The organism is Pseudomonas sp. 8 R 14 (assembly GCF_900005955.1).
Taxonomy (GTDB): Bacteria; Pseudomonadota; Gammaproteobacteria; order Pseudomonadales; family Pseudomonadaceae; genus Aquipseudomonas; species Aquipseudomonas marginalis.
The window spans coordinates 39,145-45,207 of record NZ_CVTH01000074.1; the positions used below are offsets into that span (position 1 = coordinate 39,145).

General features: G+C 64.5%; 6 protein-coding genes. All 6 read left to right on the forward strand.

Translation table 11 applies throughout. From position 1 onward, the window contains the following. Positions 1-58: 58 nt before the first annotated feature. Genes BFQ01_RS18540 through BFQ01_RS18565 form a run of 6 tightly spaced genes read left to right on the forward strand, consistent with a single transcriptional unit; the run spans position 59 to position 5,902 of the window. Positions 59-502 carry a dimethylamine monooxygenase subunit DmmA family protein gene (locus BFQ01_RS18540; protein ID WP_065926402.1) on the forward strand — a complete coding sequence of 148 codons (444 nt, stop codon included), beginning with the start codon at positions 59-61 and terminating at the stop codon, positions 500-502. Further along, the gene (locus BFQ01_RS18545) at positions 499-1,428 is read left to right on the forward strand and encodes a PDR/VanB family oxidoreductase (RefSeq protein ID WP_065926403.1); all 930 of its coding nucleotides are present in this window, start codon (positions 499-501) and stop codon (positions 1,426-1,428) included. Before BFQ01_RS18540 ends, BFQ01_RS18545 begins: the two co-directional genes overlap by 4 nt. An 11-nt stretch (positions 1,429-1,439) precedes the next feature. Further along, positions 1,440-2,456: a heme-dependent oxidative N-demethylase family protein gene (locus BFQ01_RS18550; protein ID WP_065926404.1), complete on the forward strand. Its 1,017-nt coding sequence runs from the start codon at positions 1,440-1,442 to the stop codon at positions 2,454-2,456. A gap of 30 nt (positions 2,457-2,486) precedes the next feature. Next, complete coding sequence (locus tag BFQ01_RS18555) at positions 2,487-3,617, forward strand: aminomethyltransferase family protein (RefSeq protein WP_065926405.1); 1,131 nt, start codon at positions 2,487-2,489, stop codon at positions 3,615-3,617. 30 nt (positions 3,618-3,647) lie between these two features. Further along, complete coding sequence (purU, locus tag BFQ01_RS18560) at positions 3,648-4,514, forward strand: formyltetrahydrofolate deformylase (RefSeq protein WP_065926406.1); 867 nt, start codon at positions 3,648-3,650, stop codon at positions 4,512-4,514. Between the two features lie 20 nt (positions 4,515-4,534). After that, a complete protein-coding gene (locus BFQ01_RS18565) occupies positions 4,535-5,902 on the forward strand; it encodes an NAD(P)-binding domain-containing protein (protein ID WP_065926407.1) in 1,368 nt (455 codons plus the stop codon). The last annotated feature ends 161 nt before the right edge of the window (positions 5,903-6,063 follow it).

Below are 6,063 nucleotides of genomic sequence, written 5' to 3' on the forward strand. Positions count from 1 at the left end.
TCCCCATAGGAAAGTATCTCTCCCAACAGGAAACAAACACACACCGTGGAGAGCCCGCATGACGCCTACCCGCAGCCGCCCCATCGTGGTGATGCAATCAGCCGCCGCCAGCGCAGCGTTCATCAGCGAACTGCACATGCCCGTGCTGTTGAACGGCGAACACCCCGAGTTTGCGCGACGCCTGCAACAGGCGCTGGCCAGCGCCACCGTGGGCTGCCGGCTCTACCTGCTGGGCGACGAAGCCTTTATCTGGCGTGTGCACGGCGAGGCCCGCGTCGCTGGCCTGGAACACGACGAGATCGACATGACCTGCATCCCCGGCCTGCGCCAGGTGTATTGCGCACACTGCGGCCTGACCCAGGCGGCCGGGCCGGAGCCGCTGTTGAACTGCATCGGCTGCCACGTCGGGCTGGAGGTCCGCACGCATTTTTCCCGGCGCCTGGGGGCGTATCTCGGCGTGTGCATCAACCCCGACCAACCCTACGCGGGGTTCCAGCCATGAGCGCGGCCCTCAACGTCCAGGTCAGCGCCGCACGCATGCTCACGCCGGTGGTGCGCGAATTCACCCTGACGCCCGCCACGGGCAGCCTGCCCGGCTTCTCGCCCGGCAGCCATGTGCAGGTGCACCTGCCGCTGGGCGAGGGCACGGTGCGCAACGCCTATTCACTCACCAGCGACCCGGCGCACACCCAGCACTACCGCATCGCCGTGCGCCTGCAAGACGCCTCGCGCGGTGGCTCGCAGTACCTGCACAGGCAGGTGCAGGTCGGCGACACCCTGCAGATTTCGCCGCCGGCCAATCTGTTCGCACCCCATGGCACCGCGCGCCTGCATATCCTCATCGCCGCCGGGATCGGGATCACGCCGTTCATGGCCTATATCGCCGCGATGGAACAACAGCAGGCCAACTTCGAGCTGCATTACCTGTTCCGCCGGGGCCTCAGTGACGCCTATCTCGACGAGCTGCAACAGCGTCTCGGCCCGCGCCTGCACACCTACGACCGGCGCCCGGACCTTAACCCAATCCTCGGCAACCGGCCGCTGGGCAGCCACGTCTACACCTGTGGCCCGCAGCCCTTGCTCGAGGCGGTTGAGCAACACGCCACACGCCTCGGTTGGCCGAGCAGGCGTGTGCATTCGGAAGCCTTCAAGGGCGCACAACCCGGCCAACCATTCGACCTGCAGCTGCTGCGCAGCGGCCGACGCCTGCGGGTCGAGGCCGAGCAAAGCCTGCTCGAAGCCCTGGAACACGCCGGACTACAAGTGCCCAACCTGTGCCGTGGCGGAGTCTGCGGCCAGTGCATCACGCGCCACCAGGGCGGCGCCATCGAACACCGCGACAGCTTCCTCAGCCCGGCCGAGCAGGCCGACTTTCTGATGCCCTGCGTCTCGCGCGGCAGCGGCCCCTGCGTTTCGCTGGACCTATAGGAGTGAGTGCCATGCCCCTGCAAACGAGCCCCGTGCTGAGCTATCGCGACGATTTCAGCTTTCGCAACAGCCCGGCAGCGATCCGGCGTTTCCCCTTTCCCTTTATCGAGGACAGCTACCTGTACTCGGTGAACATCGAACCGGCCATCTCCCGCGACCCCGGCTCGATCTATGAGCACGCCTTCGACATCGACGAGCACTACCGCTCGGAAATGGCCGAGCGCGCCCTGGTGCTGGACAAGGACCCACGCCGCTACCTGGTGATGCCCCACATGCAAGTGGCGGCCTGGGATGCGCTGCAGATGATCATGGAACACCTGGCCGCCGACTACCCGCAGTCGTTCAGCCTGACGCAAAACGGCGAGCGCTGGCAGTGGCGCAACCACCTGTTGGACATCGACCAGGCCTTCATCTTCGGCGATGCCAGCAGCCTGCCCTGTGCGCCGCTGGAGTACATCGGCCGCCAGGTGCAGGGGGATTTCGCCCTGCTCGACCAGCGCGACGGCGACCTGTACATGGACGCCGGCCTGGTCACCAGCCCGGCCGACTGGTCGCTGGCGTTCGACGCCGGCATGAGTTTCAAGCAATGGCACGCACCGGTGCCCATGGCCCATCAGATGGGCGTGTTCGAACGGGCGCTGAAGTACCTGCTCAACCTGCAGGTCGGCCAGCCGGTACGGCGCTTGAACTGGACCCTGACCATCAACCCGCGCCTGGATTCGTCGCCGGAAACCTTCCATGAATGGGGCGCCGATCGCGGCCGGATCACCGCGCAGAACGTCGGCCAGCAGGTGCACCTGCGGGTCGAGCTGCAAGTGATGGCGCGCCTGCCGCGCAGCCACGCGGTGATGTTCAGCATCCGCACCTACCTGATCAGCCTGGACGAGCTGGTCACGCAACCCGGCTGGGGCTGTCGCCTGCACCGCGTGCTGCGCGACCTGCCCGACCCCATCGCCGACTACAAGGGCATGACCCGCTACCGCCACACGCTGGTCGAGTGGCTGAGCCAGTTCGACCCACAGGCCTGATGCCCCTTCTTCTACGACAAGGAACCTCACATGACCCACTCATGGCGTATTTCTGCATTGGCCGACCGGCACCGCGCCCTCGGCTCCCACCTCGAAGACTGGAACGGCATGGGCACTGCCTGGACCTACAGCAGTGACCTCGCCGACCACCACCAGGCGATCCGCACCCGCGCCGGCCTGATGGACGTGTCCGGCCTGAAAAAAGTCCATTACGTGGGGCCCCACGCCGAGAGCCTGTTGCAGTGGGCTACCACCCGCGACATCGCCAAGCTCTACCCGGGCAAATCGGTGTATGCCTCGATGCTCGACGAGGACGGCAAGTTCGTCGATGACTGCATCGTCTACCGCACCGGCCCCAACGCGTTCATGGTGGTGCATGGCGCCGGCACCGGGCATGAAATGCTCGTGCGCTCGGCCCAGGGCCGGCAAGTGGCGGTGCTGTTCGATGACGACCTGCACGACCTGTCGCTGCAAGGTCCGCTGGCGGTGGATTTCCTCGCCGAACACGTGCCCGGCATCCGCCAACTGGCGTACTTCCACCACCTGCAAACCCGCCTGTTCGACCGCCCGGTGATGATCTCGCGCACCGGCTACACCGGCGAACGTGGCTATGAGATTTTCTGCAAGGCCGCCGATGCGCCGTTCCTGTGGGACAGCATCCTCGAACAAGGCGAGAGCCTGGGGATCATCCCCTGCGCCTTCACCGCCCTGGACTGGCTGCGGGTGGAAAGCTCGCTGATGTTTTTCCCCTACGACAACTCGCAGATGTACCCCTTCGCCGACCAGAAGGCCGGCGACACCCTCTGGGAAATGGGCCTGGATTTCACTGTTTCACCTGGCAAGAACGCCTTCCGTGGCGCCGAAGAACACCTGCGCCTGCGCGGCCAGGAGCGCTTCAAAATCACCGGCGTGCTGCTTGAGGGCGTCCGCGCCGCCGAGGCCGGCGACACCTTGTGGCAGGGCAACCAGCAAGTCGGCGTGATCACCTGCGGCATGTATTCGCGCCTGAGCAAACGCTCGATGGCCATCGCGCGCATGAGCGTCGCCTGTTCCGAACCCGGTATTGCCTTGCAGGTTCGCGGCAGCCTTGAGGCCAGCGCCAGCACCCACGCCCTGCCCTTCGACGACCCGCAGAAAACCAAGCGTACGGCCAAGGGCTGAGCCTTCCTTCACTGAACTCAGGAGCTTTCGATGGACGCCTCCCGCGAACATTACATTCTCAAGATCACCTGCCCGGCGGCGTCCGGGATCGTCGCCGCGATCAGCGCGTGCCTGGCCCAACAGCAGTGCTACATCAGCGAGCTGGCGCAGTTCGACGATGAGTTCACCGGGCAGTTTTTCATGCGCGCGGTGTTCCGTTTCAACACCGGCGTGAGCGGCGACATCAGCGCCCTGCGCAAAGGCCTCGGCGACCTGGCCGGTGGCTTCGACATGCACTGGCAGTTGTTCAGCTCGCGCCAACCGACCCGCGTGCTGCTGATGGTCAGCAAGTTCGACCACTGCCTCACCGACCTGCTCTACCGCCACCGCAAGGGCGAGATGGACATGCACATCACCGCCGTGGTCTCCAACCACCTGGACCTGCGGGCGATGGCCGAACGCGAAGGCATCCGCTTCATCTACCTGCCGATCACCCAGGACACCAAGGCCGGCCAGGAAGCCGAGCTGATGCGCATCGTCGAAGACACCCAGACCGACCTGGTGGTGCTCGCGCGCTACATGCAGATCCTGTCCGACGGCCTGTGCCAGCAACTGTCGGGCCGGGCGATCAATATCCACCACTCGTTCCTCCCAGGATTCAAGGGCGCCAAGCCGTATCACCAAGCCTATGACCGTGGCGTCAAGCTGATCGGCGCCACCGCCCACTACGTCACCAGCGACCTGGATGAAGGCCCGATCATCGAGCAGGAAATCCAGCGCGTCGACCATACCCACCTGCCCGACTCGCTGGTCGCCATCGGCCGCGACACCGAAACCGTGGCCCTTTCCAAAGCCCTGAAATACCACCTGGAACACCGGGTGTTCATCAACCAGGACAAGACAGTGATCTTTCGCTGAAACCTTCAGGAGGCACGCTCATGACCCTACGTGTTGCAATCATCGGTGCCGGCCCATGCGGCCTGGCGCAACTTCGCGCGTTCCAGTCGGCCCGCGACAAAGGCGCCGCCATCCCTGAGCTGGTGTGCTTTGAAAAACAGCAGGACTGGGGTGGCATGTGGAACTACACCTGGCGCACCGGCCTCGACGAGAACGGCGAGCCGGTGCACGGCAGCATGTACCGCTACCTGTGGTCCAACGGCCCCAAGGAATGCCTGGAGTTCGCCGACTACACCTTCGAAGAGCATTTCGGCCGGCCCATCGGTTCCTACCCGCCGCGTGAAGTGCTGTGGGACTACATCAAGGGCCGCGTGGAAAAGGCCGGCGTGCGCGACTACATCCGCTTCAACAATGTGGTGCGCCAAGTCACCTTCGACGAACAGAGCCAGCGCTTCACCCTCTACGCCCACGACTACACCAGCGACACCTTGACCTGTGAAGCATTCGACTACGTGATCAACGCCTGCGGCCACTTCTCCACGCCCAAGGTGCCGTACTTCGAAGGCTTCGAACAGTTCGCCGGGCGCATCCTGCATGCCCACGATTTTCGCGAGGCGCTGGAGTTCAAGGACAAGGACCTGCTGATCGTCGGCAGCAGCTATTCGGCCGAGGACATCGGCTCGCAATGCTACAAATACGGCGCGCGCAGCATCACCAGTTGCTACCGCAGCGCGCCCATGGGCTATGCCTGGCCGGATAACTGGGAAGAAAAACCGCTGCTCCAGCGCCTGGAAAACAACCGCGCGTACTTTGTCGATGGCAGCAGCAAGCACATCGACGCGGTGATCCTGTGCACCGGCTACAAGCACCACTTCCCGTTCCTGCCCGATGCACTGAGCCTCAAGACCGACAACCGCCTGTGGCCGATGAATCTCTACAAGGGCGTGTTCTGGGAACCCAATCCCCGCCTGATCTACCTCGGCATGCAGGACCAGTGGTACTCCTTCAACATGTTCGACGCCCAGGCCTGGTATGCCCGCGACGTGATCCTCGGGCGCATTCAGTTGCCCAGCCACGCCGACATGGTCGCCGACAGCCAAGCGTGGCACGCACGGGAACAGGCCCTGGAAACCAACCAGCAGATGTTCGAGTACCAGGGCGCCTATATCCAGCAACTGGTGGACGCCACCGACTACCCGAATTTCGACATCGCCGCCGTCAACGAAACCTTCCTGCACTGGAAGCACGACAAGGCGGAAAACATCATGGGCTATCGCGACAAGTCCTATCGCTCGCTGATGACCGGCACCCAGTCGCCGCCGCACCACACGCCGTGGTTGCAGGCCCTGGATGACTCGATGGCGGCGTACCTGGGCGAGCCCGCGACCCCCATCAAGTCGGTCGGCTGATGATGAATGCACCGCGTGTTTCCCATCCCCGCGAACCCGGGCTGTTTGCCCGCGCGCCGAACCTGGAACGCTACCAAGTGGCCGCCGGCGGCGTGACCCTGGTCGACTTGCAGCCCGGCGACGGCCTGCAAGTGATCGACGTCGAAGGCCGGCAAACCTGC

Coding starts and splice junctions, on each gene's coding strand:
- BFQ01_RS18540 (WP_065926402.1), top strand. CDS start 59: ATGACGCCTACCCGCAGCCGCCCCATCGTGGTGATGCAATCAGCCGCC.
- BFQ01_RS18545 (WP_065926403.1), top strand. CDS start 499: ATGAGCGCGGCCCTCAACGTCCAGGTCAGCGCCGCACGCATGCTCACG.
- BFQ01_RS18550 (WP_065926404.1), top strand. CDS start 1,440: ATGCCCCTGCAAACGAGCCCCGTGCTGAGCTATCGCGACGATTTCAGC.
- BFQ01_RS18555 (WP_065926405.1), top strand. CDS start 2,487: ATGACCCACTCATGGCGTATTTCTGCATTGGCCGACCGGCACCGCGCC.
- purU (WP_065926406.1), top strand. CDS start 3,648: ATGGACGCCTCCCGCGAACATTACATTCTCAAGATCACCTGCCCGGCG.
- BFQ01_RS18565 (WP_065926407.1), top strand. CDS start 4,535: ATGACCCTACGTGTTGCAATCATCGGTGCCGGCCCATGCGGCCTGGCG.